Consider the following 26,044-nt stretch of genomic DNA (forward strand, 5'->3'; position numbering starts at 1 on the left):
GAACTCGGGATGACGGAATGCGTCATCGATCGGTGTGTCGGTTCGACTTGCCGCGTCGATCGACGAGGTTTTCGAGAGGAGGAGCCCCATGGGCATGCTGGACGGCAAGGTCGCGCTCGTCACCGGGGCCGGGGGCGGCATCGGGCGGGAAATCGCCCTCGCCATGGCGCTCGCCGGCGCCAAGGTGGTGGTCAACGATGTCGGCGCCACCTTGAGCGGCGTCGGCGAGACCTCGGCGACGCCGGGCGAGCAGACCCGCGCCATCATCGAGCAGCGCGGCGGGCAGGCGGTGGTCAGCGCCGACACGGTGGCCGAGTGGGAGGCGGCGCGACGCATGGTGGCGACGGCGCTCGACGCCTTCGGCCGCCTCGACATCGTGGTCAACAATGCCGGCATCCTGCGCGACCAGATCTTCCACAAGATGACGCCCGAGGAGTGGCTGTCGGTCATCAACGTCCACCTCAACGGCAGCTTCTTCGTCTCCCGCGCCGCCGCCGAGACCTTCCGGCGCCAGGGCTCGGGCGCCTACATCCACATGACCTCGACCTCGGGCCTGATCGGCAATCTCGGCCAGGCGAACTACTCGGCGGCCAAGCTCGGGATCGCCGCCCTGTCGAAATCGATCGCCCTCGACATGGGCCGCTTCGGCGTGCGCTCGAACTGCATCGCGCCCTTCGCCTGGAGCCGGATGACGAGCTCGATCCCCGCCGAGACCCCGGAGCAGAAGGCCCGCGTCGCCAAGCTCCAGGCGATGGGGCCGGAGAAGAACGCGCCGCTCGCGGTCTTCCTCGCCTCCGACGCCGCGAGCCCCATCACCGGCCAGATCTTCGCCGCCCGCCACAACGAATTGTTCATCTTCAACCATCCCCGCCCGGTGCGCGGCGTGCAGCGCTCCGAGGGCTGGACGCCGGAGACCATCGCCGAGCACGGCATGCCGGCGCTCTCCGGCCACCTCGCCCCCCTCGACCGCAGCCCCGACGTCTTCTCCTGGGACCCGGTGTGACCATGACGATCAACGGACGCGCCTGCATCGCCGGGGCCTACGAGCACCCGACCCGCAAGGCCCCGGACAAGTCCGTGGCCCAGCTCCACGCCGAATCCGCCGCCGGTGCGCTCGCCGATGCGGGGCTCACGAAGGACGACGTCGACGGCTATTTCTGCGCCGGCGACGCGCCGGGCCTCGGGCCGCTGGCGATGGCCGACTACATGAACCTGCGCCTGCGCCACCTCGACAGCACCGATCTCGGCGGCGCCTCCTACATCGCCCACGTGGCCCATGCGGCGCAGGCCATCGCGATGGGCAAGTGCAGCGTCGCGCTGATCACGCTGGCCGGCCGGCCGCGGAGCGCCGGCCATTCCGGCACCGCGGCCCGCCCCGTCATCGCCGATGCGCCGGACAGCCCGTGGGAGGCGCCCTTCGGCCCGACCACGGTCAACCTCTACGCGCTCTGCGCCCGCCGCCACATGCATGAGTTCGGCACCACCTCGGAGCAGCTCGCCTGGATCAAGGTCGCGGCCTCGCACCATGCTCAAGCCAATCCCCACGCGATGCTGCGCGACGTCGTGACCGTGGACGACGTGCTGGCCTCGCCGATGGTCGCCGATCCGCTGCACCGGCTCGATTGCTGCGTCGTCAGCGACGGCGGCGGGGCGCTGGTGGTGGTGCGGCCCGAGATCGCCCGGAGCCTCAAGCGACCGCGCGTACGGGTGATGGGGGCGGGCGAGGCGTACAAGGGCCAGCTCGGCGGCGAGGTCGACCTGACCTGGTCGGCCGCGCGCCAGTCGGGTCCGGCGGCCTTCGCGGAGGCCGGAGTCACCCCGGCCGACATCAAGTACGCCTCGATCTACGACAGCTTCACCATCACGGTCCTGATGCAGCTCGAGGATCTGGGCTTCTGCGAGAAGGGCCAGGGCGGGCGCTTCGTCGCCGACGGCAACCTGATCTCCGGCACCGGCAAGCTGCCGTTCAACACCGATGGCGGCGGCCTGTGCAACAACCACCCGGCCAACCGGGGCGGCATCACCAAGGTGATCGAGGCGGTGCGCCAGCTGCGCGGCGAAGCCCAGCCGGCCGTCCAGGTGAGGAACTGCGACCTCGCCGTCGCGACCGGGATCGGCGGCCTGCTCGGCAGCCGCCACGGGGCCGCCACCCTGGTTCTCGGCAGGGAGTGAGACGATGACCAAGAATCCCTCGACCAGGAATCCCTCGACCGAGAATCCCTCGACCGGGAGTTCCCCGGCCCGCATCACCCTGCGCGACGGCGACTGGCCCGACCCGCCGGCGAGCCCCGAATCCGCGGCCTTCGTGGAGGCCGCCCGCGAAGGGCGTTTCCTGCTGCGGCGCTGCACGGCCTGCGGCAAGGCGCACTGGTACCCGCGCAGCTCGTGCCCGTTCTGCCTCGGCGAGACGGCCTGGGAGGAGGCTTCGGGCGAGGGCACGATCTACAGCTACACAATGCTCGCCCGCGAGGACCCGCCCCGCACCATCGCCTACGTCACCCTGGCGGAAGGGCCGACGATGCTGACGAGCCTCGTCGACTGCGAGGCCGAGTCCCTGGCGATCGGCCAGCCGGTGCGGCTGGTCTTCGCGCAGTCGCGAAACGGCACGCCGGTGCCGTGCTTCCGGCCGGTCGAGGCTGCCGAGCCGTCGCAGGCCGGTCCGGTACCGTGAGCGTCGACGGGCGGTCACGGGCCGCCTGTCCGACACACGATGGATCCCGGGTTCCGCGGCAGGATATCGGATCGGCATGGACGATCCGAACGCCACCATCGTCGTCGACCGCCTTCAGATGTCTTGCGGGACGTTCTTCGTCCTCATGAAGAAATCATTCCTTCTGCCCGCCGGCCATCATCGGGATCCGGCCGACCTGCCGCTGTTCCTCCGAATGACTGAGTGCGCAAAACAAGCTGCGTTAACGCATTATTAGATTTAATTACTTATGCTACTGTGACTCAATGAATATTGGATGCGGCATGCTCAGGAACGCAACGATTCGCACCCGGCTCTATGTCGGTTTCGGTTCACTGATGCTGATCGCTGCCGGCATCGGCGCATTTTCCATCCAGCAACAATCGGAGATCGGCGCACAATACGAGAGGCGAGGCAATCTCGACCAGGTCGCGCGCCAGATCCTCTCGGTGCAGGGCGCGTCGATCGGGCTGGCCGGCGAAGCCGAACAATACCGGCTCGCTCCCAATCCTGAGAAGATTGCCTCGATGGAGGCGGCGCGGCAGGGCATCGAGAGGGAGAGCCGCGACCTCGTCGGGAGAGCGGTGTCCGAGGACCGGCGGACGATCTACGCCACCATCGAGGGTCATGCGCGCGACCTGAAGCCGGAACTCGAGAAGCTGGTCGCCGCCGGCCGGGTGATGACGGAGGCGAAGGCGACCCTGTTCACCGGCGGGGACGAGCTGACGCGGTCGACCTCGGCCCTCGTGGCCGAGATGCGCGCCCGCGGCGGCGACGCGCAGATCCTCCAGGCGGCCATGACCGAGAGCGCGATGCTGCTGGTCCGCGTCGCCAACTGGCGCTTCCTCGCCACCCAGGATCCGAACGGCCCGGCGACCTTCGCCACCAATGTCGGCAAGGCGGAGGCGGCGCTGAAGGCCATGCGCGGGCTCGATCCTGCGGGGGCCTTCGCCCAGCCGATCCGTGCCGTCGACCAGGCGCTCGCCGCCTATGACGCCGCCTTCCGGGCCTATGGCGCGTCGACGACCGAGAGCCAGAAGGCCTTCGCCGCCGGCATCAAGCCGCATACGGCGGCGATCGAGTCCTCGGCGGGTACCGTGCGGGCCAAGATCGAGGCGGCGGTCACCGAGATCGCCGCCGAGACGCGGGCGACGGCGGCCCGGACCCGGACGATCCAGTTCGGCCTCGTCGCCCTCGCCCTCGCCCTCGGCGCCATGCTCGCCTTCCTGATCGCCCGCAGCATCATCCGGCCGGTCGGCGGCATGACCGCGGCGATGAAACGGCTGGCCGCGGGCGAGACCGACCTCGCCGTGCCCTCCCGCGATGCACGCGACGAGATGGGCGAGATGGCCCAGGCGGTCGAGGTCTTCCGCCAGAACGCCCTCGCGCGCGTCGCGCTGGAAGCGCAGCAGCGCGACGAGCAATCCGCCCGCCAGCGCCGCGCCGACCGGGTCGACCAGCTCGTGCGGGCCTTCCAGCAGCGGGTGGCGGGCTCGCTCGAGATCGTCACCTCGGCCGCGACCGAGCTGGACGCCACGGCCCGCGCCATGACGGGCATCGCCGATACCACCAGCGCGCAGGCGCAGGCCTCCAGCAGCACCGCCGCGCAGACCTCGGCCAGCGTCCAGATGGTCGCGGCGGCGGCCGAGGAGATGGTGTCCTCGCTGCACGAGATCGAGCGGCAGGTCCTGCGCTCGAACGAGGTCGCCGGAAACGCCACCCGCGAGGCCGCGGCGACGGACGCCGCCATGTCGAGCCTGAGCGCGGCCGCCACGCAGATCGGGGCCGTCGTCGCGACGATCACCGCCATCGCCGACCAGACCAACCTGCTGGCGCTCAACGCCACCATCGAGGCGGCCCGCGCCGGCGCGGCCGGGCGCGGCTTCGCCGTGGTGGCGGCCGAGGTGAAGGAGCTGGCCGCCCAGACCTCCCGCGCGACCGTGGAGATCGGCGGGCAGATCACGGCGATCCAGGCGGCCACCGGCCAGGCGGCCGGCGCGATCGGGCAGATCGGCCAGACGATCGCGGCGGTCAACGAGATCAGCGGCATGATCGCCGCGACGGTCACGGAGCAGACCGCCGCCACGACCGAGATCTCGCGCAACGCCTCGCAGGCGGCCAGGGGCACCCAGGACGTGAGCGCCGCCATGGCGGGAGTCCTCGGCTCCGCCGGCGAGACCGGCAGCGCCGCCTCGCAGGTGCTGATGGCCGCCGCCGAGCTCGCCACGCAGTCGCTCACCGTCAAGCAGGAGGTCGACGGCTTCCTGCGCGACATCCAGGCGGCCTGACGCGGCGCCTCCTCGCCTCCGGGCGGCCGTCGTGGACGATCACGGGCCTCGCCGCTTCACCGCGGCGGGGCCCTTTGCATCGTAACGGGGGCGGGACTCCCGACCCCGCCCCGTCGGCCCGGGCCCGCGCTCAGGCCGCCCGGACCTCCCCGAGGAACGTCCCCACCGCCGCGCTCATCGCCTCCGCCTGCCGCCCGAGATCCTGGGTGGTGCCGGTGACGCGGGCGGCGGCCTCGGCGGTGCCGGTCGCATCCTCGCGCACACGGTCGATCAGGCGGGCGACCTCGTCGGTGCCGGCGCTGACGTCGCGGGTGCTGCGGGCGATCTCCGCGGTGGCGGCGCTCTGCTCCTCGACCGCGGCGCTGATCATGGCGCTGCTCTCGCTGATGCGCCCGATCGTCCGGCGGATATGGCCGATGGCCTCGACCGAGCCACCCGCCGCCGCCCGCATGGCGTCGATCTGCCCGGCGATCGTGCCCGTGGCCCGCGCGGTCTGCTGCGCCAGGGCCTTCACCTCGGCGGCCACCACCGCGAAGCCGCGGCCCGCCGCACCCGCGCGCGAGGCCTCGATCGTGGCGTTGAGCGCGAGCAGGTTGGTCTGGGCCGCGATGCCGGTGATCAGCATCACGACCTCGCTCACCTGGGCCACCGCCTCGGCGAGGGACGAGACCCGCGAGGCCACCACGTCGGACTGCGCCACCGCCTCCTCGGCCACCGCATGCGAGCGGCCGACCTCGCCGGCGATCTCCGCGATGGCCGAGCGGAGCTGCTCGGCGGACCGGGCCACCTGCCCGGTCCCGGCGGAGGCCTCGATCACCGCGGCGGCCACCGCGGTCGCCGCCTCGGTCGAGCGCGCCGCGTTGCGCGACAGGACGCCGACGGTGCCGTCGAGGGCGCGGGCCTGGTCGGCGACCGCGCCGATGACCGCCAGCACCCGGCCCTCGAAGGCCTGGGCCAGGGCCGCGGTGGTGCTGCGCCGGCTCGCCTGCTCGGCCGCCGCGTAGGTCTCGAGCAGCACCTCGAGGTCGAGCCAGGCCGCCCGGGTGAGGGCGCCCTGCAGGGCGGCCTCGTCCCCGCCCCCGAACAAGCGGCGCGGGCCGGCAAGGCCCAGCGCCTCGGTGAGGCCTGCCGCCACCGTAGCGTGACAGATCGCGACGGCGTAGGCCGGCACCCGCCGGGCGTAGAACACCGAGGCCAGCCGCTCGGCGGAGGCCGTGAAGTCCGGGCCGAAATCGCCGCCGACCACCCGCACCCAGTGCGCCACCCGGGCTGCATGCACCTCCGGATCGCGCAAGGCGTCCTGGATCTCCGGCCAGGCGGCGAAGCGGGCGTTCCACTCCGTCAGCAATTCCGGCAGGCGCTCCCGCGCGAAGACGGCCAGGCCGCGCAGGCGGGCAAGGTCGTCATCCGTGAGACCCAAGGTGGCGAAGCGCCGGCTCTGCGCGGCGGTGACGACCGTCTGGTTCATGACTCAGTTGCACCTGCTCGGACACACAACTGATGCGAGAGTCCGAGATAATTTTCGGTTACCGGCGCTTCACTTGACCATTACATGTCGAGAGAAGGACCACCCGCGAGGCTGCGGGCGCAGTCGACGACCTGCCGCCGCAGCCAGGCATGGCCCGGATGGCGCTCGACCCGACGGGCCCAGACCAGCACCGAGCGGGTGACCGGCAGGTCCGGATCCGGCGGCAGCGGCCGGCAGGCGACCGGATGAACGGTTGCCAGGGTGCGGGCGATCCGCTCGGCCATCACGGCCACCAGATCGGAGCCGGCGAGGATCGGCGCCGCCGACAGGAACGGGGCCGCCATCGCGACCCGGCGCGGCGGCAGGCCCCGTCGGCTCAGGGCCGCGTCGAGGAAGCCGACATCGTCGCCGGTGGAGGAGACGACGAGATGCGACAGCCCCGCGAGGCGCTCGTAGGTGAGGGGCTCGGCGAGGGCCGGATGCCCGCGCCGGGCGACGACCGCGAACCCGTCCCGGATCAGCGTGGCGGCGGCGAAGCGCTCGCCCTCGACCCGGCCGGCGCCGACGATCGCCAGGTCGACGTCGCCGCGATCCAGAAGGTCGTCGACCCGTACCGTGCCGCTCGGGCTCATGTGTAGCCTCAAGGCGGGGGCCCGGCTCCCGATCCACCCGGCGATCGGCGCGGCGAGCACCACGGCGGCGGTGTTGTTGAGCACCAGGCGAAAGCTCGCCGTGGAGATCGCCGGGTCGAACCGGTCCTGGTTCAGGGCGCCCTCGATCTCGGCCAGCGCCCGCCTGACCGGCTCGGCCAGCTCGACGGCACGGGGCGTCGGCGCCATGCCGTCCGGACCGCGCACGAACAACTCGTCGCCGAGGGCCCGGCGCAGGCGCTGCAGCGCGTGGCTCACCGCCGACTGGCTCAGGCCCAGCCGCTCCCCGGCGCGCGTCACGTGGCGCTCGCGCATGATCGCGTCGAACACGATGAGGAGCTTGAAGTCGAACGCGTCCCAGTTCACGGCCGCGGGTTGTAGCGGAGGGGCGCGGCGGGGGATAGGCGGGAGCATCCCGACACGCCTGCCCCCCTCCGTCGGGACACTGCGTCGGACGGGGCCGGGAGAGGGGCAGCGCGACGGTGCCGGCAGGGGCGCCTGTCATGATGGTCGCGACCTCTCCGGAAGCGGCGTCCCCTCTCCCGGCCCGCTCCGCAGGCCACCCTCCCCCGCAGAGGGGGAGGGGTCATTCGCGCGGCACGACGGGCGTCGCCCTACGCCCGCTTCAGCTTCGTGAGCGTCTCACCCGGCACGCCGGAAAAATTGTTCGACAGAAGATAACGCGGACTCGACTTGATCCAGGTGTCGAGGTCGATCTCCTCGAACTTGCCGTTGTCCCAGGTCTGGACGATCTCGAGGTCCTCGTCGCCGATGTTCTTGATCGCGTGGCCGAAGCCCATCGGGATGTAGGCGACGTCGCCGGGCTGGAACTCGGCCACCTTGCCGCGCCCGCCCGAGCCGAACAGGGCCACCTGACCCTTGCCCTTCAGGTAGTAGTGCCACTCGTTGGCGTTGACGTTCCAGTGCAGCTTACGCATCTGCCCCGGCTTGATGATCATCACGCCGCCCGACATCGTCTTCTGGATCGGCCATTCGTCGACGGTGGCGAGGCGGAACGTGCCGCCCTCGAACTCGCGCAAAGCCCGCGGGTCCTTGAGCAGGCGGAACTTGTGGGTCGATTCCTTCGGCCAGGGCGCGTCGAGGGCGTCGGAGACCGGCACCACCGGGCCGGCCTGGATATAGGCCTCTCCCTTCGGGAAGGCGTCGAAGGCGTCCTTCGGCAGCCCGAAATCGAGGGCCAGCATGTCCTTCGGGGTCACGTCGATCCAGTCGGTGATCGAGAACGTGCCGTGCTCCGAGAAGGCGCCGTTGTCGAAGGACAGGATGAAGTGGCAGGGCTTGTCGCCGATGGTCTGGATCGAGTGGCCGTGGCCCTTCGGGAAGTACCAGAGGTCGCCGGGCTCGTAGTTGTTGATCTCGCTGGCGCCGGAGGGGTCGAGCACCACGGTCTGGCAGCGCCCGTCGATGACGTAGGCCCACTCGGCCGCGATGGCGTGCCAGTGCAGCTCGCGCGAGGCGCCGGGCTCCAGGAACATGTGCACGCCCGCGATCCCCTTGCTGATGGGGAAAAGGTGCACCGTGGCTTCCTTGGCCCAGCCGCCGGAGGTCACCTTCGGGCGGTTGCCGTCGAGGGAGAAACGGAAATCGGGCATCGCCCCGACATCCTGGGGATCGTGGTAGGCGACCTTGGCGCCCGGCGGCAGCGAGACCGACTGGCGGCCGAAGCCGCCATCGCCCGGATTGCCGTGGTCGTGCTCGAGGGCCTGGGCGCTCGTCGCCATCAGCCCGCCCGCGCCGAGCGCCGCCGCCCCCAGAAACAGCCGCCGCGTCTGGTCCATGGTGCTCTCCCCACCGGAAATGGGGCGCCGGCCTCGCCGGCGCCGTCCGTCAGGCCCGGGAAGCTGGGCCAACCCGGTGCGCCAGTGAAACGCATTGTCGGCATTCGCGAATGACGCGCATTCATGATGCCGCTCGGGGGAGACGATCGAGGGGGGAACGGCATGTCCTGGCAGGTCTGGGCGCTGGTCTCGGCGGTGTTCACCGCGATGACGGCGGTGCTGGCCCGGGCGGGCAGCGCCGGGGCGGAATCGGACGCCGCCGCCTTCATGCGCTCGGTCGTGATCCTGCTGGCGCTCGGGGCGATCTGCCTCGCCACCGGCCAGTGGCAGGCCCTGCGCGGCCTGACCGGGCGCCATCTCGGGCTCCTCAGCCTGTCGGGCCTCGCCACCGCCGGGTCCTGGGCCTGCTACTTCCGGGCCCTGAAGGCCGGCGGGGCGGCGCAGGTCGCGACCCTCAATAAGCTGTCGATCGTGCTGGTGGCCGTGTTCGGCGCGACGCTGCTCGGCGAGCGCCTGTCGGGGGTGAACTGGCTCGGGGTCGGCCTGGTCGTGGCGGGAGCCTACCTGCTCACCTGGCGGGAGTGATACGACTGCCGGAAGATCACGTCCGGCAGTCGTATCACAAGCCCGCGCGGCGCCTGAGCGAAGCCGATTTCCGCATCGCAAATGCGATCCGGTAGGATCGCCTGAAGCGATCAGTCGGACATCGTATGAACCGGGCCTCGTCGGCCGTTCACGGCCAGACCTTGATCGCCACGGGCCGCCGCACGAGGTCGCGGTCGGAGGTGACCTCGCAGCCCTTGGTCTTGAGCGTGACGTAGTAGAGCGTCGCCGTGTCGCCGACGGTGTCGAAGTTGCGGCCGGGCGCCGCCGGGTCGATGAGCGAGGGATAGCTGACGAGGTCTCCGCCGGCCGCGCAGGGATCGTCGTAGAGGGTGGACCCGGCGATGAGCAGGCGCGGCGCGTCCCAGGCCAGGAGGTCGCGCGACGTGCTCCAGTAGATCCCGGATCGCGGGAAGACGCCGCCGGAGGCGGCCTGGAACACCGCGATCCAGGCGCCGCTGCCGCGATGGCGGCTCACCGAGCCGACCGGGGCCGGGAACGGCGCCACCGGGGCGCAGGTGCCGACGGGCGTCCGGCCCTTCAGGTAAGGGTTGGGGAAGCGGGCGGTGAAGGTCTCGCCGTCCCAGGCGCGCCAGCGGGCGGGGTCGGTCACGTCGTCGCTGCGAAACAGGCAGACCCCGAAGGGCTGGCCGGCCCAGCCGGTGGTCGAGGCGTAGAAGTAGCGGTGGCGGCCGTCGGACACGATGTTCGACGGGTTGAAGAAGCCGCGGTGGCGTCCCTGCTCGACCTCCTGGCGGAAGGGCGCCGCCGCCACGACCGTGGGGGGCGTGGTCCGGGCGAAGCTGCGCCCGCCGTCAGAGGAGCGGGCGGCCAGCACCGCGTTGTACCAGCAGGCCAGCATGCCCTTGGTGCGACAGCGGCGATGATCGTCGGCGTGGTACTCCTCGTGCAGCAGCGCCTCGACCCGCGTGCCGTCCTCGGTCCAGGTCGCGGTGATCCAGCTGCGGTCGTCGAAGGCCTCGGGCTCCGGCTTGAGGCCCGATTCGAGCACGACGGCGCAGTCGAGCTTCAACCCGTCGAAGTCGCGGCCGCGGAAGGCGCGATTGCGAAAATGCATCCCGAACAGCACGATCCCGCCATCGGCTTCGCGGAAGGCCCGGGCGGGGGCGTCCGGCACGTCGTGCCCGTCGCAGGCGTCGCGCTTAGGACTGAAGACGATGCGGGGCGGGCCGACGAGCGTCAGCGCCGAGAGGGGCGGCTCGGCGGCGGCCGGCGCGGTCGCGGCCGCGACGCAGAGACACGCGAGGAGAAGGCGGAGGAGCATGCGGCGTCCCTGGACTCGGCATCCGAGCCTGCCCCAGAGTGCTTGAGGCTTGCTTTCGCCGTTCGCTCGAGTCCGGCCGCTTCCCGGAAGGTTGTCCCCGATGCTCCTCCTGATCGCCGGCCTCGTGCTGTTCCTCGGCACCCACGCCTTCACGATGGCGCGCGGCCCCCGCGCCGTCCTGATCGAGCGGGTGGGGGAGGGGCCCTACAAGATCGGCTATTCCGTCGCCTCGCTCCTCGGCCTCGTGCTGCTCGGCTACGGCTACGGCCAGTACCGGGCGCACGACTATATCGAGCTGTGGTCGCCCCCGGTCTGGACCCGCCACCTCGCCCTGCTGCTCGTGCTGCTGGCCTTCATCAGCTTCGTGGCCGCCTACCTGCCGGGACGGATCAAGGCGCGGCTGAAGCACCCGATGCTGCTCGGGGTGAAGATCTGGGCCACGGCCCACCTCCTCGCCAACGGCGATCTCGGCTCGATCATCCTGTTCGGGGCGATCCTGGCCTGGGCGGTGATGGCCCGGATCAGCGCCAAAAGCCGGGACGAGGTGAAGCCGCATGCGGGCCCCGCGGTCGCGCCGGCGGGCTGGCGCAACGACGCGCTCGCCGTCGTGATCGGCGTCGCAGCCTGGTTCGTCTTCGCCCGGGTGCTGCATCCCTGGCTCATCGGCGTCGCGGTCTGGCCGGGCCAAGGCATGACCTGATTCGCCGCCGGGCCTGACTTCCCGCCGGGACTGTGCTACGCGACCGGCCCTGTCGCACGGTCGCGGCGAAGAGCCCACCGGCTCACTGGTGGCGGCGAGCCAAGAGATCGAGCCGAGAGATCGAGCCAAGAAGATCATGAGCGAGAACGAGTTCATCCGCGAGGTCAACGACGAGTACCGGCGCGACCGCCTGGCCCAGATCTGGTCGCGCTACAGCGGCGTGTTCATCGGTCTCGCGGTGCTGGTGGTGCTGGGTGTCGGCGGCTGGCGCTACTGGCAGCACGCGCAAGCCCAGCAATCCGAGGCGGCGAGCCTGCGCTTCGAGGAGGCCCTGCGCCGCGCCAAGGACGGTACGCCGGAGGAGGCCGAGAAGGCCTTCGCGGGTGTCGCCGCCGATGCGCCGTTCGGCTACCGCCTGCTGGCGCGCTTGCGCGCCGCGGCGGAGGCCGGCAAGGCCGATCCGGCCGCCGGCGCCAAGGCCTATGCGGCGATCGCCGACGACACCGCCATCGGCCAGTCCCTGCGCGACCTCGCCCGCCTGCGCGGGGCGCTGCTCGTCGTCGACAAGGACGACCCGACGGCGCTCAACACGCTCCAGAGCCTCGCCGCCCCGGCGAGCGCCTTCCGCCACACCGCCCGCGAGATGCTGGGCCTCGTGGCGCTCAAGAAGGGCGACTTCGAGGGCGCGGGCCGCTGGTTCGACCAGATCGCGGCCGACCGCGAGACCCCCGCCGGCCTGCGCCAGCGGCTCGAGATCTATGTCGGCCTCGTGGCCGGCGGCCCCGTGCAGGTGACCGAGGCGGCGCCGCAGGCCCCGGCCGCGCCCCCGCCGCCGGTCGTCACCGATGCGCCCGCCCCCGAGGCGACGCGCTAGAGCATTGCTCGACGAAGCGGGCACCGGTTCGTCGAAGAAAATACGGCAAAATCAAAGACCTGGAGCGCCGTCCGAATTGCAACCCGATCGGGCGGCGCTCGAGATTCCCATGGCGCGGGGCGCCTTTGCCCCGCATATCTGTTGAGAGGGCGGCGCGCCTCGCGGCGTGCCCGCCCGCTGCTATGTTCAGGAAGACCTCCATGTCGATGCCCATCGTCGCGATCGTCGGGCGTCCCAACGTCGGCAAGTCGACGCTGTTCAACCGTCTCGTCGGCCGCAAGCTGGCGCTCGTCGACGACCGGCCGGGCGTGACCCGCGACCGGCGCGAGGGCGACGTGCGCCTCGGCCACCTGCGCTTCCGCATCCTCGACACCGCGGGGCTCGAGGAGGCCGAGGCCGATTCGCTGGCCGGCCGCATGCGCGCCCAGACCGAGGCCGCCATCGCCGAGGCCGATGCGGTCCTGTTCGTGATCGATGCCCGCGCCGGCCTGCTGCCCGCCGACCAGCCCTTCGCCGAGCTGGTCCGCCGGGCCGACAAGCCCGTGATCCTGCTCGCCAACAAGGCCGAGGGCGGGGCCGGCATGGCCGGCGCCTACGAGGCCTTCGCGCTGGGCCTCGGCGATCCGGTGCCGGTCTCGGCCGAGCACGGCGAGGGACTGGGCGACCTCCTCGATGCGCTGGAAGCGGTGCTGCCGGAGCAGGAGGACGAGGACGACGAGGGGGGGGCCGAGGGCAAGCCCCTCAAGGTCGCGATCGTCGGCCGGCCCAATGCCGGCAAGTCGACCCTCATCAACCGGATGCTCGGCGAGGACCGCCTGCTCGTCGGCCCCGAGGCCGGCATCACCCGCGATTCGATCTCACTGGACTGGGAGTGGCGCGGCCGGCGGATCAAGCTGCACGACACCGCCGGCATGCGCCGCCGCGCCCGGATCGACGACAAGCTGGAGAAGCTCGCGGTCTCGGACGGCTTGCGGGCGGTGCGCTTCGCGGAGGTCGTGGTGGTGCTCCTCGACGCCACGATCCCGTTCGAGAAGCAGGACCTGACCATCGTCGACCTCGTCGAGTCGGAGGGCCGCGCCCTCGTCATCGGCCTCAACAAGTGGGACCTCGTCGCCGACCAGCCGGGGCTCCTGAAGGACCTCAAGGAGAAGGCGACCCGCCTGCTGCCGCAGGTGCGGGGCGCCGCGGTGGTGCCGCTCTCCGGGCTCGCCGGCGAGGGCGTCGACCGGCTGATGCACGCCGTGGTCTCGACCGCCGAGGTGTGGAACCGCCGCGTCTCGACCGCGAAGATCAACCAGTGGCTCAGCGAGGCGACGCAGGCCAACCCGCCCCCGGCCGTGTCCGGCCGGCGGATCAAGATCCGCTACGCCACCCAGGTGAAGTCGCGCCCGCCGCACTTCGCCCTGTTCGGCAACCAGCTCGACGCGCTGCCGAAATCCTACACCCGCTACCTCGTCAACAGCCTGCGCGAAGCCTTCGACCTGCCGGGCGTGCCGATCCGCCTGTCGCTCCGGACCTCGAAGAACCCGTTCGACAAGAGCGAGTAGGGCGAGGAGGGACGGCGAGGAGAGGCGTTCAGCGCGGCCTCTGGTCGGCGGGGAGGTTGCGGGCGTAGGCCTCGCGCTCCTCCTTCTCGCGGATCAGCTTCTCGTAGGCCGCCTTGGCCTCCGGCGACACCGTGAGGGTGCGCGCCTGCGCGGTCTTGCGCTTGGGCGCGCGCTTGAACCGGTCGGTGGATTCGCTCATCGCCTGAACACCCCCGTCTTGACTGGTTGCGGACAGATCTACCGTGTTCGTCGCGCCTTGGCGACTGCCAATGACCACGCGGCAGGCGGGTTCTTGCGGGACCCTTGTAGGAACCTTGCAGGAGCCGGAAAGCTTTGCCGGCGCTGCCTGCGGTGGCAGGACTGTCCGGGGGCCAGCGCCGTGGGCCGGAGCGGGCACGCGCCCCGTCGCCATCCGGCCAAGGCTGCCGCTCCCCCAAGCGAGGCCCGGCCTCGCGCGGATCACGGTCGTTTCCCTGGCCTCGCGGACCTCATCCCATTCCCTCGGCCAGCCCATTTGTTGTGCGGCTTGCAGTCAGAATAGGTCGCGATTTCGCTCAGTAGAAATATCGTGCACATGGCATAAAATCGCACGCACGATAAATCAAAATCTTGAAAAATCTTACCATGGCACGCGTCGATGCGATGCAATATAGCAATTTTTTCTTAACTCGACACTGATTACATATCCTCATCGATAGCGCCTGGAGTGGCGGGACGGCGCGGGTGCGAGCCGTCCCGTGGCAGGACCCGGTGAATGCGCGCTTTCAACGATCTCCCTCTCATCGCCAAGCTGGCCCTTCCGGCCGCGCTCGTGTTTCTCGTCGCCTCGGGGCTGGTCGGGCTCGCCCGCAGCGGCCTCGACGCCATGGGCCGGACGACGCGCGAGATCGTCGACCTGCGCACCAACCGCGCGGTGGCGGCCCAGCGGGTGGCGAATGCCGTCGCCGAGGCGGCGATCACCCAGAAGAGCGTCATCATCGAGGGCAGCGACGACGTGCGCCAGGACCTCGCCCGGCAGCACCGGGCCGCGGAGGAGCATGCGGCTGCGGAGGCCGACCGGCTCCTCTCCCTCGCCGGGGACGACGACGAGCGCCGGCAAGACGAGGCGGCCCGCGCCGGCATCGCCGATTACCTCGCCTTCTCGGCCAGGGTGGTGGCGAATGCCCGGCAGGGCATGACCGACGTCGCCTTCGCGCTCTCGACCGAGGAGGATGCCGGCAGGCGGACCAAGGCGACCGCCGCCATCGCCGCGCGGGTGAAGGCCACGCTCGCCGAGTTGGCCGCCGCCCGGGACGCGGCCGAGGAGGCCGCCGCCGCGACCAAGGCCCACCTGACGCTCGTCGCCGGGATCGGCCTCGTCCTCGCCTTCTCGGGTCTCGCCGCCATCGCGGTCCTGGGGATCGCCCGGCCCCTCACCCGGATGGCCCGGGCGATGAACGCCCTCGCGGCGGGCGATCTCCTGATCGCGGTCGACGGCACCGGGCGACGGGACGAGATCGGGGCGCTGGCCCGGGGCTGACCCGCGAGGTCGGCGGCTTCCTCGCTGCCGTCAAGGCGGCGTGAGCCGCCTTCACCACCAAGAGGCAGGGCGGCGGGAGGCGGCTCACCCGTCGATATGGGCGGCCAGTTCCCCCGGTTCCGCCGTGGGGAACGTCGCCGTCAGGTGATCGAGGAGCGCGGAGACGCGGGGCGCCTCGCCCCGGAGACCAGCCGGCCTGCCGGCGAGGTCGCGAGCGACGAGGTGCCGCCTTGACCATGGCGATCTGCGAGAACAGCAGCGGCGCGAGGGGCCCGTCGGGGAGAGGGAATGGCCGGAGCGGCTCAGCCCCGCCCCCGCCCCACCAGCCAGGCCGGATCGAACCAGCGGTCGGCCTCGCCGTCATAGGGCAGGCGGGTGATGTCCCATTGCTGGATGAAGGGCGCGTAGACGTTCCAGACCGCGATTCCCCCACCGACATAGACGCGCCGGCCCGGGTAGCGCGCCAGCACGTCCCGCGGGTCCTCGTGCGAGCGGATGATCGCGATGGTCCGGTCCCGGTAGGCGAAGTCCGGCACCGCCTCGATGGTCTTCGGCCCGGCGATCAGCACGTGGCCCTGCGTCACGGCGAAGAAGCGCGTCACGTCCTCGACGTAGAGCGGATCGGTGTTGCCCTCCCACGGCAGCCGCCCGTGGAGGCCGAGCTGGCCCCGCTGCCCGATGGCGCACATCGCCCGCACGTCGATCATCGGCTCAATGCCCTCCCCGGATCCCGGCCCTCCCCGGATCCTGCCCTTCGCCTGATAGCCTCCCGGCCGGGTCCGGGCCAGCCGGCCGAAGGTCAGGCCCCGCGGAGCCGGGCTGGCGCGGCCGTCTCGGCCTCCGGCAGGGCAGGGGCGGGCCGCGGCTTGCCGAACAGGTAGCCCTGGAGCTGGCCACAGCCCTCCCGGAGCAGGCGATCGGCCTGCTCGGGCGTCTCGACGCCCTCCGCCGTGGTGACGATGCCGAGGCTGCGGCTGAGCCCGGTGATCGCCCGCACCACCGCCAGGGCCTCGCGGCTGTCGCAGATCTCGCGCACGAAGGAGCGGTCGATCTTGATCTTGTCGAACCGGAACGTGCGCAGGTAGCTCAAGCTGGAATAGCCGGTGCCGAAATCGTCGAGCGCGATCCGCGCCCCGAGCTGCTTGAGCTGGCCCAGCAGGGCGAGGTTGTTCGAGGAGGGATCGAGCAGCACCGATTCGGTGATCTCGAGTTCGAGCCGGCCGGCGGGCAGGCCGGAGGTGGCCAGCGCCGAGGCCACCTGGGCGGCGAGCGCCGGGCTGCGGAACTGCGCCGGCGACAGGTTGACGGCGACGCTGCGGCCGCTCCTCCAGCGGCTCGCCTGACGGCAGGCTTCGTGCAGCACGAAGGTGCCGATCTCGTGGATCATCCCGGTCTCCTCGGCGACCGGGATGAAGTCGAGGGGCGGGATCGGGCCGCGCACCGGGTGGTGCCAGCGCAGGAGCGCCTCGTAGCAGACGGTCTCCCCGTCCGCCGCCCGCACGATCGGCTGGTAGTGCAGGCTGAGCTCGCGTCGGGCGATCGCCTCGCGCAGGTCGGTCTCGATCAGGCGGCGGTACCGGGCCGAGGCCGCGAGCGCGCCGTGGAAGCGCGCGTGCCGGCCGCGGCCGGCGCGCTTCGCCTCATAGAGCGCCAGGTCGCCGCAGCGCAGGAGCTCGTCGGCGCCGTCGGCGTCGGCGGGCGAGAGGGCGATTCCGAGGCTGAGGCCGATCTCGATCCGCTGGCCGTCGAGCTCGACCGGCTGGCGCGTCGCCTCGATCAGCCGGTCGGCCAGGGCTTCCGCCTCCGCCTCCACCCCGAGCAGCGGGGCGACGACGGCGAATTCATCGCCGCCGAGGCGCGCCAGGGTGTCGCCCGGACGCATGCCAGTCAGGAGGCGCTGGGCGAGGATACGCAGCAGCTTATCCCCGACCGGATGGCCGAGGGTGTCGTTGATGCACTTGAAGGCGTCGAGGTCGAGGCACAGCACCGCCGTGCCCGTTCCGGCCGCGGCGCCGGCCGCCAGGGCCTCGCCGAGCCGTTGCCGGAACAGCTCGCGGTTGGGCAGGCCGGTCAGCCCGTCATGGTGCGCGAGGTGGTGGATCCGCAGGCTCGCGGCGTATTCGTCGCTGATGTCCTCGGCGATGAGGAGGCCGTAGAGGGGCTGCTCGTCCTGCCCGCCGATCGCGAGGGCGCGCATCCGGAGCATGCGGGCGCCCCATGCGGTCGCGACCAGCTCCTCGACCGTGACGGTTGCGGCGGCCGGCTGTCCGGCTGCCGCGATGACGGACCGCAGGAGCCCCGCGAGGGCTGCCGGCAGGGCCGTCGCCGCCGGGCGGCCGACCAGCTCGCCGGCGCAGCGGCAGAGCAGGAGCTCCGCCTGCCGGTTGGCGAGCCGGATCAGCCCCGTCGCCGCATCCTGCACGACGACGCTCGACGGCATCGTGGCGATCACGTTGTCGAGGAAGACCGAGGTGGCGGCGTGCTCGTCGCGGTGGCGCTCGGCCATCTCTCTCGCGGCGAGGACCTGCAATTGCTGGGCGCGCCGGTCGGTCCGGTCGCGGGTGATCTTGGCGAAGCCGATGAGGCCGCCGCCCTCGTCATGGACCGCCTCGATGACGACGTCGGCCCAGAACAGGGTGCCGTCGCGGCGCACGCGCCACCCCTCGGTCTCGAAGCGTCCGGTCTCCCGGGCCTGGCGCAGGCCGGCCGCGGGCAGTCCCGCCGCCAGGTCCTCCGGACCGTACAGGCAGGAGAAGTGCCGCCCGATGATCTCGTCGCCGGTATATTGCTTGGCCCGCTCCGCCCCGGCATTCCAGTTCACCACGATCCCGTGCGGATCGAGCATGAAGATCGCGTAGTCGGTCACGCCCTGGACGAGCAGCCGGTACATGACGTCGGTCGTTGCTGTCACAATTGGCCGTCCCGTCTGCGGCCGAGCCCGGCAGGCCCAGTGCGGTGAGGTTCCCCTGCGTTCTTGTTGGGCAAAGGACCCTAAGGCAGTCTTAAATCGCATTTCTGCGGTTGAGGAAAACGGTCTGAATGAGGCGCAAGTTGTATTCCGCTATCGCAATGAGCTTTTTAAGCTCATAATTCCGCAGGGAAAGCGGGAATGACAGAAATCGTCCATTGGGCGGCGACATCTCATCCCGAGGCCGCCGGGGATGGGCCCTGCGCGCGTGACCGCCGGCCTCGGAGAGGCCCAACGCGGCGGCGTCCGCAAGCCGGAAAAAACGAAGCGCGGGCCCCTCTCCCGTCCTGGAAGGAGGACCCGCGCTCGAGATCGGCATGTCGCGGCGGCCCGTGATCCGGGTCTCGCCAGCGCCCGTCGCTCAGGCCGGCTTCTGCGGCGTCAGCACGCGGCCGGTCGGGAAGTCGAAGATCGTGCCGCTCTCGGTCCAGTCCGGGCTCGCCAGCCGGACGATGTGCGGCGCCAGGTCTTCCGGGGTGCGCAGGGTCTCCGGATCCTCTCCCGGCATCGCGGCCTTGCGCATCGCGGTGCGCAGGGGACCGGGATTGAGCAGCATCGTGCGCACCGGCGTGGTCGCGGTCTCGGCCGCGTAGGTGCGCACCAGGGCCTCGAGGGCCGCCTTCGACACCGCGTAGGGGCCCCAATAGGCCCGGCACGACGAGGCCGCGCCCGAGGTGACGAACACCGCCCGCCCCGCATCCGAGCGCCGCAGCAGAGGGTCGAGGGAGCGGATCAGGCGCCAGTTCGCCGTGACGTTGACATCCATCACGCTGGCCCAGACCTTCGGGTCGACGTGGCCGAGCGGCATCAGCTTGCCGAGCACGCCGGCATTGCCGACGAGCACGTCGAGACGGCCCCAGCGCTCGTTGATCGCCGCGCCGAGGCGGTCGATGGCGTCGTAGTCGCACAGGTCGAGGGGGACGAGGGTGGCGGAGCCGCCCGTCGCCCGCACGGCATCGTCGAGCTCTTCCAGCGCGCCCTGCGTGCGGGCGACCGCGATCACGTGGGCGCCGGCCTCGGCCAGCGCCAGGGACGCCGCGCGGCCGATGCCGCGCGAGGCCCCGGTGACGACGGCGATGCGGTCGGCGAGCGGCTTCGGAGGGAGGAGGGTGTCGGACATCGGGTCAGTCGGCCTCGGCGAGGATCGCCATCCGGCGCGGCGAGGCGACCGCGAGGTCGGTCAGCGGGGTCGGGTAGTCGCCGGTGAAGCAATGGTCGGTGTATTGCGGGCAGGACGCGTCGCGGCCTTCCTCGCCCATCGCCCGATAGAGCCCCTCGATCGACAGGAAGGCGAGGGAATCGGCGCCGATATACTGCCGCATGCTCTCGAGATCGTGGGTGGCGGCGAGCAGCTTCTCCTTCTCCGGCGTGTCGATGCCGTAGAAGTCCGGGTGGGTGATCGGCGGCGAGGCGATGCGGAAATGCACCTCGCGGGCCCCGGCCTCGCGCATCATCCGGACGATCTTCACCGAGGTGGTGCCGCGCACCAGGCTGTCGTCGACCAGCACGATGCGCTTGCCCTCGACTGCCGCGCGGTTGGCCGAATGCTTCATCCGCACGCCGAGCTCGCGCACCGACTGGGTCGGCTGGATGAAGGTGCGGCCGACATAGTGGTTGCGGATGATGCCGAGCTCGTAGGGCAGCCCGGTCTGCTGGGCGTAGCCGAGCGCCGCCGGCACGCCGGAATCCGGCACCGGGATGACGATGTCGGCCTCGGCCGGCGATTCCTTCGCCAGCTCGACGCCGATATTCTTGCGCACGGAATAGACGCTCTTGCCGTTCACGATCGAATCGGGGCGGGCGAAGTAGATGTACTCGAAGATGCAGGGGCGCAACGGTTGCGCCCGGGCGAAGCGGATCGACTCGATGCCGTCTTCCGAGATCACCACCATCTCGCCGTTGTCGACGTCGCGCACGAAGCGGGCGCCGATGATGTCGAGGGCGCAGGTCTCGGAGGCGAGGATGTAGCGGCCGTCCAGCTCGCCCAGCACCAGCGGGCGGATGCCGAGCGGGTCGCGGGCGCCGATCAGCTTCTTGTTCGTCATCATCACGAGGGCGTAGGCGCCCTCGATCTGGCGCAGCGCGTCCATCACCCGGTCGACGATGCGCACGTGGCGCGAGCGGGCGACGAGGTGGAGGATCGCCTCGGTGTCGGAGGTCGACTGGCAGATGGCGCCGTCGCGCACGAGCTGGCGGCGCAGCAGGAGGCCATTGGTCAGGTTGCCGTTATGGGCGACCGAGAGGCCGCCGGTCTCCAGCTCGGCGAAGAGCGGCTGCACGTTACGCAGGATCGTCTCGCCGGTGGTCGAGTAGCGGACGTGGCCGATCGCGGTCTCGCCCTTCAGCCGCTCGATCGTGGCGAGGTCCGAGAACGAATCGCCGACAAGGCCCATCCGGCGCTCGGAGTGGAAGACCCGGCCGTCGAACGACACGATGCCGGCCGCCTCCTGGCCGCGATGCTGCAGGGCGTGGAGGCCGAGCGCCACGATCGCCGCGGCATCCGGATGGCCGTAGATGCCGAAGACCCCGCATTCCTCGCGCAGGGTATCGCCGTCGAGGTCGAGATCGCCGCCGGACGCCTCGCTCGCCCCGGGGGCTCCCCGGAAGGTTTCGCTGCGTGCTGACATGATGAGAAGCCCCTGGTGGCCGGTCACCGCACGGCCTCGCCTCGCCGACCCCGCGCACCGAAACGTCCGCGCGCGGGCCTGATTCGCCTGAACGAAGCAGGTTCCAGGCCGCTGTGGCCCGAAATTTCGCCTCGCGCCGGCTATGTAATCGCTGCCGTCGACGGAACCAAGGCGTCAAACGTGTGTTGCGCGGCTTACCTCGCATGCAAAGGGCGCCGGTCGGGCGCCCTTGCATCGTCGGGATCAGCGATTTTCGTGGCCGCGTCAGCGGCGCGGGCTGGCATCGGTGCGGCGCTGGGGCGGGGCGTCGGCCTCGGCCGGAGCGTCGGTGCCGGGCTCGCCCTCGGGCTTGGGCTTGCGGAACTGCTTGAGCAGGCCCTCCGGGTTGTCCGGCAGCATCGCCACGAGCTTCTGGCCGCTATTCTCCAGGATCTCGCGGCTGCGCGCCTGCTGGGCCCAGTCCGGCACCTTGCCCTGCACCAGCCAGGCCAGGAACACCCAGCCGATGACGCAGATCAGGAAGCCGCGGGCCGCCCCGAAGGCGAGGCCGAGGCTGCGGTCGACCGCGCCGATGCGCGAATCGAGGATCAGGTCCGAGATCTTCACGGTGATCACCGAGACCACCAGCAAGGTCACGAGGAAGATCGCGGCGATCGAGACCACCAGCGAGACGGTGTCGCTGGAGACGTGCTGCTTCACGGTCGGCAGCAGCAGCGGGTGCAGGTACCAGGCGAGGCCGGCCGCCGCGACCCAGGCCACGATCGCCAGCACCTCGCGGGTGAAGCCCCGCACCGCCGCGAGCAACGCGGAGATGACGACGACACCCAGCACGACGAGATCGAGAACGGAGAACGGCATCGGCAGGAACGGTTCGGGGGCGGTAGCGTTGCCTCGGGGTCGCGGCTGCCCTGACCGCCCGGGTTGTATACGCTGCCGGATCAGATCCGTCACCCTCGCGCTGACGGGCCGCCGTCTCAGGCGTCCTCGTCGTCGTAGGCCGGCATCCGCTGCGGCTGGCGCCGCCCGCCCCGGGCCGGCTTGCCGTTGGCGGCGACACCCGCCACCAGGTCGGCGATGTGGCGCAGGCTCTCGGCCGGAAACCCGGTCCCGGACCCGTCGCGGCCGGCCCCCTCGCGGCCCTGCGGCATCAGGGCCTTGGCGAAGCCGAGCTTCTGCGCCTCCTTCAGCCGCGCCGGCGCCTGCGCCACCGGGCGGATCGCCCCCGACAGGCCGACCTCGCCGAAATACACCGCGTCGGACGGCAACGCCGCGCCCGACAGCGAGGAGACGAGCGCCGCCGCCACCGCGAGGTCGGCGGCGGGCTCGCTGATGCGCAAGCCCCCGGCGACGTTGAGGTAGACGTCGTGGCCGCCCAGCCGGATGCCGCCATGGGCCTCCAGCACCGCCAGCACCATCGACAGGCGGTTGGGATCCCAGCCGACCACCGCGCGTCGCGGCATGCCGAGTGCGGACGGCGCCACCAGGGCCTGGATCTCGACGAGGAGAGGCCGGGTGCCCTCCATGCCGGCGAAGACCGCGGTGCCCGGTGCCGCGAGGTCGCGCCCGGCGAGGAACAGGGCCGAGGGGTTCGGCACCTCGGCCAGGCCCCCGTCGGTCATCTCGAACACCCCGATCTCGTCGGTCGGGCCGAAGCGGTTCTTCACCGCCCGCAAGATGCGGAAATGGTGGCCCTGGTCGCCCTCGAAGGAGGCGACCGCGTCGACCATGTGCTCGACCACGCGGGGGCCGGCGATCTGCCCATCCTTGGTGACGTGGCCGACCAGGATCACGGCGGTGCCGGAGGTCTTGGCGAAGCGGATCAGGCTCTGGGCCGAGCCGCGCACCTGGGTCACCGTGCCGGGAGCCGATTCCACCGTCTCGGTCCACATCGTCTGGATCGAATCGATGATGGCGAGGGCCGGCGGCCGGCCCTGGCTCAAGGTCGCGATGATGTCCTCGACATTGGTCTCGGCGGCGAGTTCGACGGGAGCGCTCGCGAGACCCAGCCGCTCGGCGCGCAGCCGCACCTGGCCCACCGCCTCCTCGCCCGAGATGTAGGCGACGCGCTCGCCGCGCTTCGCCAGCGCGGCGGAGGCCTGCATCAGCAGGGTCGACTTGCCGATGCCGGGATCGCCCCCGAGCAGGATCACCGAGCCGCGCACGAAGCCGCCGCCGGTCACCCGATCGAGCTCGGCGATGCCCGACGAGGTGCGCGGCGCCTCCTTGACCTCGCCGGTGAGGCCTTCGAGGGGGAAGATCCGGCCCCGGGCCCGGCTCGGCCGGGTCGCGACCGGGCCGGAGACCGGGCTTCCCGCGCCGGTCTCCTCGACGATCGTGTTCCAGCCGTTGCAGGCCTCGCAGCGCCCGCGCCAGCGGTTATAGACCGCGCCGCAGGACTGGCAGGCGAAGGTCTGGTGGTTCTTCGCCATCGGCGGCGGATCTCCGGATCGGGGCCGCGCGCCGGCAGCCTCACGTGTTCCTGATATGTCCCGAGGCGGACGGCGTTGCAACCGCGCCCCGCGACAGTTCCGAAACGAGGCTGCCGCGCTGGCGTCCCAATCCCCCGCGACAGCTCGGCCCTCCGACGTGAAGGACGTGCACCCGATGTCCCGGCCCGGCCGCGGTTACACCTATGACCGCCTCCAGCGCGGTTTCCACTGGCTCATGGCGGCCCTGATCGTGGCGGCGCTGGCCTTAGGGATCTATGCCGCCTGGCAGGTGCCCGGCACCTCGCCGCGGCGCGAGCTCCTCGACATCCACAAGTCCCTCGGCCTGACGGTGCTGCTGCTCCTGCCGCTGCGCTTCGCCTACCGGCTCGTCGCCGGCGAGCCGGCCTATCGCTCAGCCCCCTCCCGCCAGGCCCACATCGCCGCGACGCTGGCGCATCTCACGCTCTACGCCCTGATGCTGCTCCTGCCGGTCAGCGGCTACGTCTACTCGGCGGCGGGCGGCTACGGCCTGCCGTGGTTCGGCGTGGTCTCCTTCCCGCGCCTCGTCCCGGTCGACAAGGCGTTGTCGCAGGCGGGCTACGGCGCCCATTACTGGATCGCCTGGGGCCTCGGGATCGTGCTCGGCCTGCACATCCTCGCGGTCGCCTGGCACGCCTGGATCCGCCGCGACGAGGTGCTGGGGCGGATGTGGCCACGCAGGATGGCCGGGGGGTGAGGCGTGTTCGGCGTGATATGATTCGGTACGAAATAAAGCACGACTGTTCTCCTCTCCCGGCCCGCGGAGAGAGGAGAGAACCCGCGCCAGATCCGTCAGGCACAGGCTGAGAAGGCATTCCCCACCAACGCCCCGACCCGCTCCGTCGCCAGGGCCTCGTCGAACAGGATCCGGTAGATGATCGGCGCGATGACCCGGTCGAGGATCATGTCGATCTCCGGAAACGCCTCGCCGCGCGCCACGGCGCGCTCCGCGATGACCGCGACCTGCTGCCGGGCATAGCCGCAGCAGCGCCGGGGGCCGGTCTCGCCCTCGGCGGCGAGCACGTCGCGGATCATCTCGCGGCCGATCCCGGAGGCCATCTCCTCGGCATATTGCTCGGCCCAGGCCAGGAGGTCGCCGCGGCCGCTGCCGGTCTCGACCGGCACCATGTCCGGCCGCAGCCGCTCGACCGCGACATCGGCCAGAAGCTCGTTCAGCTCGCCCCAGCGCCGGTAGATCGTCGAGGGCGTGACCCCGGCCTCCGCGGCGATCAGCGGGATCGTCACCGCGGCGCGGTCCATCCGGGAGAGGAGGTCCCGCGTGGCCCGGTGGACCGAGGCCTGGACCCGCGCGCTTCGCCCGCCCGGACGCGGTCCTCCCTCCCTCTCCGCCATCACCACACTCCTCCAAACGCAAAGAATTTGCTTTTAGCGCGCCGCGGCGCTAATCCTTAACGCAACGGATTTGCTTTAGGGACACGGCGATGCGCACAGGTCAAGGATCCCGGCGGGCCGACCCGCTCGTCGTCCACGCCGTGACGCTCGGGGCGTTCTTCGCTGCCGCGGCGGCCCCGACGCCGCTTTACCGGGTCTATCAGGAGACCCTGACGCTCTCGCCGGTCTTCGTCACCCTGGTCTTCGCGGTCTACGCCGTGGCCCTGCTCAAGGCGCTGCTCGTCGCCGGCTCGCTCTCCGACCATCTCGGACGCCGGCCGGTCATCGCCGGGGCCTTGTGGCTCGAGGCCGCGGCGATGGGCCTCTTCCTGCTGGTGGGCCAGGGGGCCGTCTGGCTCGTCGTCGCCCGGATCGTCCAGGGGCTCGCCACCGGCATCGCCGCCGCCTCCCTGGGCGCCGCCCTCGTCGATGTCGACCGCGCCCGCGGCCCGATCGTCAACGCGGTTGCGCCGCTGGCCGGCATGGCGGTCGGGGCGCTCGGCACCAGCGCGCTGATCCAGTACGCCCCGCTGCCGCTGCACCTCGTCTACGGCCTGCTCCTCTGCACCTTCGCCGGGCTGGCCCTCGCGGTGTGGCGCATCCCCGAGAGCGCAGCGACGCGGCCGGGGGCACTGGCCTCGCTCCGGCCCCGCATGGCCGTCCCGCCCCGGATCCGGCGGCCCCTCGCCCTGGTGAGCCCGATCAACATCGCCAACTGGACGCTCGGCGGCTTCTACCTCTCGCTGGTGCCCTCGGTGGTGGCGGCGGCCACCGGCAGCCGCGCGCCGCTCACCGGCGGCGCCGTCGTCACCGCCCTGATGGTGGCCGGCGCGGTCTCGGTGCTCCTGCGCCGCACGGCGCCGCCGTGGGAGAACCTCACCTTCGGGGTGCTCGCCACCGCGCTCGGCGTCGTCGGGGTCGTCGCCGGGATCCACGCGGCCAGCGTGCCGCTGCTGATCCTCGCCACCCTCGTCACCGGCTGCGGCTTCGGCCCCAGCTTCCTCGGCTGCCTCGGCACAATCATGCCGCTGGCCGAGCCCGACGAGCGCGCCGGGCTGCTCGCCGCCTTCTACGTCCAGAGCTACCTCGCCTTCAGCCTGCCGGCCGTCGGCGCCGGCTTCCTCGCCCACGCCCTCGGCTACGCCGCGACGGCCGACCTCTATGCGG

24 protein-coding genes are annotated in these 26,044 nt (G+C 71.5%); 12 read left to right on the top strand and 12 right to left on the bottom strand.

What is annotated here, in order from left to right:
- The first annotated feature begins 88 nt into the window (after positions 1-88).
- The 5 genes from VQ03_RS10130 to VQ03_RS10150 all read left to right on the top strand — a co-directional run bounded on the left by VQ03_RS10130 (position 89) and on the right by VQ03_RS10150 (position 4,977).
- The gene (locus tag VQ03_RS10130) at positions 89-1,003 is read left to right on the top strand and encodes an SDR family oxidoreductase (protein WP_048450753.1); all 915 of its coding nucleotides are present in this window, start codon (positions 89-91) and stop codon (positions 1,001-1,003) included.
- Between the two features lie 2 nt (positions 1,004-1,005).
- Entirely contained in the window at positions 1,006-2,172 is a 1,167-nt protein-coding gene (locus tag VQ03_RS10135) for a thiolase domain-containing protein (RefSeq protein WP_048450754.1), read from the top strand.
- A gap of 4 nt (positions 2,173-2,176) precedes the next feature.
- Positions 2,177-2,671, top strand: coding sequence for a Zn-ribbon domain-containing OB-fold protein (locus tag VQ03_RS10140; RefSeq protein ID WP_083467905.1), 495 nt, complete (start codon positions 2,177-2,179; stop codon positions 2,669-2,671).
- 76 nt (positions 2,672-2,747) lie between these two features.
- On the top strand, positions 2,748-2,927 hold the full coding sequence (locus tag VQ03_RS10145; RefSeq protein WP_048450755.1) for a hypothetical protein: 180 nt from the start codon (positions 2,748-2,750) through the stop codon (positions 2,925-2,927).
- A 46-nt stretch (positions 2,928-2,973) separates the two neighbouring features.
- Positions 2,974-4,977 (top strand): methyl-accepting chemotaxis protein, encoded by a 2,004-nt coding sequence (locus tag VQ03_RS10150; protein ID WP_245292031.1) that lies wholly within the window; start codon positions 2,974-2,976, stop codon positions 4,975-4,977.
- Between the two features lie 130 nt (positions 4,978-5,107).
- Here VQ03_RS10150 and VQ03_RS10155 read toward each other — a convergent pair whose 3' ends face one another.
- The 3 genes from VQ03_RS10155 to VQ03_RS10165 all read right to left on the bottom strand — a co-directional run bounded on the left by VQ03_RS10155 (position 5,108) and on the right by VQ03_RS10165 (position 8,894).
- Positions 5,108-6,445, bottom strand: a complete 1,338-nt coding sequence (locus VQ03_RS10155; protein WP_048450756.1) for a globin-coupled sensor protein — start codon at positions 6,443-6,445, stop codon at positions 5,108-5,110.
- 80 nt (positions 6,446-6,525) lie between these two features.
- The gene (locus VQ03_RS10160) at positions 6,526-7,461 is read right to left on the bottom strand and encodes a LysR family transcriptional regulator (RefSeq protein WP_053078489.1); all 936 of its coding nucleotides are present in this window, start codon (positions 7,459-7,461) and stop codon (positions 6,526-6,528) included.
- A 248-nt stretch (positions 7,462-7,709) separates the two neighbouring features.
- Complete coding sequence (locus VQ03_RS10165; RefSeq protein WP_048450757.1) at positions 7,710-8,894, bottom strand: cupin domain-containing protein; 1,185 nt, start codon at positions 8,892-8,894, stop codon at positions 7,710-7,712.
- Between the two features lie 162 nt (positions 8,895-9,056).
- On the opposite strand from VQ03_RS10165, the gene VQ03_RS10170 reads away from it, so the two are divergent.
- The gene (locus VQ03_RS10170) at positions 9,057-9,479 is read left to right on the top strand and encodes an EamA family transporter (RefSeq protein WP_048450758.1); all 423 of its coding nucleotides are present in this window, start codon (positions 9,057-9,059) and stop codon (positions 9,477-9,479) included.
- Between the two features lie 148 nt (positions 9,480-9,627).
- Here the strand turns inward: VQ03_RS10170 and VQ03_RS10175 are convergent, their stop codons facing one another.
- A complete protein-coding gene (locus tag VQ03_RS10175; protein ID WP_048450759.1) occupies positions 9,628-10,782 on the bottom strand; it encodes a glycoside hydrolase family 183 protein in 1,155 nt (384 codons plus the stop codon).
- Between the two features lie 100 nt (positions 10,783-10,882).
- On the opposite strand from VQ03_RS10175, the gene VQ03_RS10180 reads away from it, so the two are divergent.
- From VQ03_RS10180 to der, 3 genes are all read left to right on the top strand, one after another.
- The gene (locus VQ03_RS10180; protein ID WP_048450760.1) at positions 10,883-11,482 is read left to right on the top strand and encodes an NnrU family protein; all 600 of its coding nucleotides are present in this window, start codon (positions 10,883-10,885) and stop codon (positions 11,480-11,482) included.
- A 133-nt stretch (positions 11,483-11,615) separates the two neighbouring features.
- Complete coding sequence (locus VQ03_RS10185; RefSeq protein WP_167376073.1) at positions 11,616-12,356, top strand: tetratricopeptide repeat protein; 741 nt, start codon at positions 11,616-11,618, stop codon at positions 12,354-12,356.
- A 200-nt stretch (positions 12,357-12,556) separates the two neighbouring features.
- Complete coding sequence (der, locus tag VQ03_RS10190) at positions 12,557-13,903, top strand: ribosome biogenesis GTPase Der (RefSeq protein ID WP_048450761.1); 1,347 nt, start codon at positions 12,557-12,559, stop codon at positions 13,901-13,903.
- A 28-nt stretch (positions 13,904-13,931) separates the two neighbouring features.
- Here the strand turns inward: der and VQ03_RS33710 are convergent, their stop codons facing one another.
- Complete coding sequence (locus tag VQ03_RS33710; RefSeq protein ID WP_167376072.1) at positions 13,932-14,102, bottom strand: hypothetical protein; 171 nt, start codon at positions 14,100-14,102, stop codon at positions 13,932-13,934.
- Positions 14,103-14,657: 555 nt separating this feature from the next.
- On the opposite strand from VQ03_RS33710, the gene VQ03_RS10195 reads away from it, so the two are divergent.
- Positions 14,658-15,422, top strand: a complete 765-nt coding sequence (locus VQ03_RS10195) for a HAMP domain-containing protein (protein WP_053078490.1) — start codon at positions 14,658-14,660, stop codon at positions 15,420-15,422.
- 302 nt (positions 15,423-15,724) lie between these two features.
- Here VQ03_RS10195 and VQ03_RS10200 read toward each other — a convergent pair whose 3' ends face one another.
- The 6 genes from VQ03_RS10200 to radA form a co-directional block, all read right to left on the bottom strand.
- Positions 15,725-16,129 (bottom strand): dihydrofolate reductase family protein, encoded by a 405-nt coding sequence (locus VQ03_RS10200; protein WP_048450762.1) that lies wholly within the window; start codon positions 16,127-16,129, stop codon positions 15,725-15,727.
- A 92-nt stretch (positions 16,130-16,221) separates the two neighbouring features.
- The gene (locus VQ03_RS10205) at positions 16,222-18,333 is read right to left on the bottom strand and encodes a sensor domain-containing protein (RefSeq protein ID WP_048450763.1); all 2,112 of its coding nucleotides are present in this window, start codon (positions 18,331-18,333) and stop codon (positions 16,222-16,224) included.
- A gap of 418 nt (positions 18,334-18,751) precedes the next feature.
- Positions 18,752-19,510 (bottom strand): SDR family NAD(P)-dependent oxidoreductase, encoded by a 759-nt coding sequence (locus VQ03_RS10210; RefSeq protein WP_048450764.1) that lies wholly within the window; start codon positions 19,508-19,510, stop codon positions 18,752-18,754.
- 4 nt (positions 19,511-19,514) lie between these two features.
- The gene (gene purF / locus VQ03_RS10215) at positions 19,515-21,017 is read right to left on the bottom strand and encodes an amidophosphoribosyltransferase (RefSeq protein WP_048450778.1); all 1,503 of its coding nucleotides are present in this window, start codon (positions 21,015-21,017) and stop codon (positions 19,515-19,517) included.
- Positions 21,018-21,281: 264 nt separating this feature from the next.
- A complete protein-coding gene (locus tag VQ03_RS10220) occupies positions 21,282-21,875 on the bottom strand; it encodes a CvpA family protein (protein WP_048450765.1) in 594 nt (197 codons plus the stop codon).
- A gap of 116 nt (positions 21,876-21,991) precedes the next feature.
- Positions 21,992-23,446 carry a DNA repair protein RadA gene (gene radA / locus VQ03_RS10225; RefSeq protein WP_048450766.1) on the bottom strand — a complete coding sequence of 485 codons (1,455 nt, stop codon included), beginning with the start codon at positions 23,444-23,446 and terminating at the stop codon, positions 21,992-21,994.
- A gap of 175 nt (positions 23,447-23,621) precedes the next feature.
- Between radA and VQ03_RS10230 the strand changes: the two genes are divergently transcribed.
- Positions 23,622-24,182 (top strand): cytochrome b, encoded by a 561-nt coding sequence (locus VQ03_RS10230; protein ID WP_048450767.1) that lies wholly within the window; start codon positions 23,622-23,624, stop codon positions 24,180-24,182.
- A 95-nt stretch (positions 24,183-24,277) separates the two neighbouring features.
- On the opposite strand, the gene VQ03_RS10235 is transcribed toward VQ03_RS10230, so the two are convergent.
- On the bottom strand, positions 24,278-24,838 hold the full coding sequence (locus tag VQ03_RS10235) for a TetR/AcrR family transcriptional regulator (protein ID WP_048450768.1): 561 nt from the start codon (positions 24,836-24,838) through the stop codon (positions 24,278-24,280).
- 89 nt (positions 24,839-24,927) lie between these two features.
- On the opposite strand from VQ03_RS10235, the gene VQ03_RS10240 reads away from it, so the two are divergent.
- A partial coding sequence (locus tag VQ03_RS10240) for an MFS transporter (RefSeq protein ID WP_048450769.1) occupies positions 24,928-26,044 on the top strand: 1,117 nt, incomplete at its 3' end.

The organism is Methylobacterium tarhaniae (genome assembly GCF_001043955.1).
Lineage (GTDB): Bacteria > Pseudomonadota > Alphaproteobacteria > Rhizobiales > Beijerinckiaceae > Methylobacterium > Methylobacterium tarhaniae.

Bases quoted from the DNA above. Each gene is read 5' to 3' on its own strand.
- VQ03_RS10130 (WP_048450753.1), top strand. From the start codon at position 89: ATGGGCATGCTGGACGGCAAGGTCGCGCTCGTCACCGGGGCCGGGGGC.
- VQ03_RS10135 (WP_048450754.1), top strand. From the start codon at position 1,006: ATGACGATCAACGGACGCGCCTGCATCGCCGGGGCCTACGAGCACCCG.
- VQ03_RS10140 (WP_083467905.1), top strand. From the start codon at position 2,177: ATGACCAAGAATCCCTCGACCAGGAATCCCTCGACCGAGAATCCCTCG.
- VQ03_RS10145 (WP_048450755.1), top strand. From the start codon at position 2,748: ATGGACGATCCGAACGCCACCATCGTCGTCGACCGCCTTCAGATGTCT.
- VQ03_RS10150 (WP_245292031.1), top strand. From the start codon at position 2,974: ATGCTCAGGAACGCAACGATTCGCACCCGGCTCTATGTCGGTTTCGGT.
- VQ03_RS10155 (WP_048450756.1), bottom strand. From the start codon at position 6,445: ATGAACCAGACGGTCGTCACCGCCGCGCAGAGCCGGCGCTTCGCCACC.
- VQ03_RS10165 (WP_048450757.1), bottom strand. From the start codon at position 8,894: ATGGACCAGACGCGGCGGCTGTTTCTGGGGGCGGCGGCGCTCGGCGCG.
- VQ03_RS10170 (WP_048450758.1), top strand. From the start codon at position 9,057: ATGTCCTGGCAGGTCTGGGCGCTGGTCTCGGCGGTGTTCACCGCGATG.
- VQ03_RS10175 (WP_048450759.1), bottom strand. From the start codon at position 10,782: ATGCTCCTCCGCCTTCTCCTCGCGTGTCTCTGCGTCGCGGCCGCGACC.
- VQ03_RS10180 (WP_048450760.1), top strand. From the start codon at position 10,883: ATGCTCCTCCTGATCGCCGGCCTCGTGCTGTTCCTCGGCACCCACGCC.
- der (WP_048450761.1), top strand. From the start codon at position 12,557: ATGTCGATGCCCATCGTCGCGATCGTCGGGCGTCCCAACGTCGGCAAG.
- VQ03_RS33710 (WP_167376072.1), bottom strand. From the start codon at position 14,102: ATGAGCGAATCCACCGACCGGTTCAAGCGCGCGCCCAAGCGCAAGACC.
- VQ03_RS10195 (WP_053078490.1), top strand. From the start codon at position 14,658: ATGCGCGCTTTCAACGATCTCCCTCTCATCGCCAAGCTGGCCCTTCCG.
- VQ03_RS10200 (WP_048450762.1), bottom strand. From the start codon at position 16,129: ATGATCGACGTGCGGGCGATGTGCGCCATCGGGCAGCGGGGCCAGCTC.
- VQ03_RS10210 (WP_048450764.1), bottom strand. From the start codon at position 19,510: ATGTCCGACACCCTCCTCCCTCCGAAGCCGCTCGCCGACCGCATCGCC.
- purF (WP_048450778.1), bottom strand. From the start codon at position 21,017: ATGTCAGCACGCAGCGAAACCTTCCGGGGAGCCCCCGGGGCGAGCGAG.
- VQ03_RS10220 (WP_048450765.1), bottom strand. From the start codon at position 21,875: ATGCCGTTCTCCGTTCTCGATCTCGTCGTGCTGGGTGTCGTCGTCATC.
- radA (WP_048450766.1), bottom strand. From the start codon at position 23,446: ATGGCGAAGAACCACCAGACCTTCGCCTGCCAGTCCTGCGGCGCGGTC.
- VQ03_RS10230 (WP_048450767.1), top strand. From the start codon at position 23,622: ATGTCCCGGCCCGGCCGCGGTTACACCTATGACCGCCTCCAGCGCGGT.
- VQ03_RS10235 (WP_048450768.1), bottom strand. From the start codon at position 24,838: ATGGCGGAGAGGGAGGGAGGACCGCGTCCGGGCGGGCGAAGCGCGCGG.